The organism is Streptomyces sparsus (genome assembly GCF_054776295.1).
The window spans coordinates 1-612 of record NZ_BAAHCA010001644.1 but is presented as its reverse complement, the minus strand read 5'-3'; the positions used below and the strand labels follow the sequence as shown (position 1 = coordinate 612).

The following is a 612-nucleotide window of genomic DNA, read 5'->3' as shown; positions in this document are numbered from 1 at the left end:
CTGCCGGAGCCGAAGGCGACGCTGGAGGCGGTGTCGGCGGCGCGTCGGCTGTGGGTGGAGCCGGGTGACCACCCGTTCCCGACGGTGGCCGAGCACACCGCTGCGGAAGCCGGGACGGTGCTCGCCGCGGCGCCCGCCCAGGTGCGGCCGGTGGTGGACGCGGCCTTGGCGGTCCGGGAGGAACTGCTGGCGGACGCGCCCGCGGGCGTGCTGCTGCACGGAGAGTTCCGGCAGGGGGTGGTCCTGTCGTCCGGTGTCGCGCCGGCGTCCGGTGCCGAGCGGCCGCCATGGCTGGCCGTGGGCCCCGAGCCGCTGGTCGGTGAACCGGCTTTCGACCTGGCCCGGCTGGCCCGGGACCGGCTGCTCGACCTGGTGGCCTCCCCCGGGGCGCCGGCCGCCGCGCGGCGCCGGGTGACGAAACTGGCGGACTCGCTGGACGTCGACCGGGAGCGGTTGCGCGGCTGGGCCCGGTACCGGGCGGTCGAGTCGGGAGTGCGGCACCTGCTGGCCGGGAGCCGCGAGGACGGCGAGATGCTGCTGGAGTTCTCCGGCTGGCTCTGAGCCGCCGCCCTCGGCACGGAGCACCGGGTCCGCGCCGGGTGCGGCGCGGGA

1 protein-coding gene is annotated in these 612 nt (G+C 77.9%); it reads left to right on the top strand.

Annotated elements, in window-relative coordinates; translation table 11 throughout:
• Positions 1-561, top strand: a 561-nt coding sequence (locus ACYVE9_RS30075) for an aminoglycoside phosphotransferase family protein (RefSeq protein ID WP_461031020.1), incomplete at its 5' end; no start/stop codon positions are given.
• Positions 562-612 lie beyond the last annotated feature (51 nt).